We start from the raw sequence: 991 nt of genomic DNA, 5'->3' as shown, positions 1-991 counted from the left end.
TGGTTTTCGTTTGTGATCTCATTACTTATTTTGTGAAGAAAATCATTTCGTTGGTTGGTCATCTTTTCGTGAAGTTTAGCCACTTGTAGTCTTATTTTATTTCTATTACTTGACCCTTTCTTTTTGCGTGACAATGAACGTTGAAGAAAAGCTAGTCTTTGTTCCACTTTTCTCAACCACTTAGGATTTTCATATTTTCTACCGTTAGACAATATGGCGAAATCTTTTAATCCGACATCCACGCCCACTTTCGAATCAAGTTTAGGTAATCGTCGTTCCTTCTCTTCTACTACAATAGAAATAAAATATTTGTTCGTGGGTGTCTTAGAGATCGTTACGGATTTAATTAACCCCGCACATGGTCTATGTTGCTTCATTCTTACCATGGTTTTCAATTTTGGTAGTTTGATATAACCGTTTTCGATGCGAACCGTTCCTTTTTGGTTGTTGGTAGTATAACGGTGGTGATTGTCTTTTTTGCTTTTGAACTTTGGAAATCCAGTTGACTTATCACGAAAGAAATTAGCGTATGCTTTGTTTAGATTCATTTGTGCGTTGGCTAAAGCAAGGCTATCCACTTCCTTTAGAAAAGGAAACTCAGCTTTATATTGTGCGGGTGTAGGGTATTGGATAGATTTATCCACGCTTTCTTGAGATGCTTTATAAGCATGGATTCTATCAGCAAGCATTTTGTTATACACAAAACGTACGCATCCAAATGTTTTTGCGAAGGCTATTCGTTGTTCTTGATTTGGATAGATACGATACTTATATGCTTTCAACATCACGGACACCTACTTTCTTCCTTGCTTTCATAAGCATTTAGAAACTTTGATCATTCGCTATTAGGATGTGCCTTGAATAATACGTGGATATGATCTTTATCGTGATTCCAATCCTCAACAGTAATGTTGTACGACTGACCTATTCTTACAAACATATCTTTTGCATAGTTTGACAGATCATCATCAAAAACTTGTCTACGATATTT

1 protein-coding gene and 1 pseudogene are annotated in these 991 nt (G+C 35.9%); both read right to left on the bottom strand.

What is annotated here, in order from left to right:
* The coding region (locus D1Z92_RS17070; RefSeq protein WP_164931702.1) for an RNA-guided endonuclease TnpB family protein at nt 1–785 on the bottom strand (785 nt) is incomplete at its 3' end.
* A 53-nt stretch (nt 786–838) separates the two neighbouring features.
* A pseudogene (locus D1Z92_RS17065) lies at nt 839–991 on the bottom strand (transposase); the annotation flags it as partial.

The organism is Longirhabdus pacifica, from assembly GCF_004115085.1.
Lineage (GTDB): Bacteria > Bacillota > Bacilli > Paenibacillales > DSM-105158 > Longirhabdus > Longirhabdus pacifica.
This window is presented reverse-complemented; position numbering and strand designations above follow the sequence as displayed.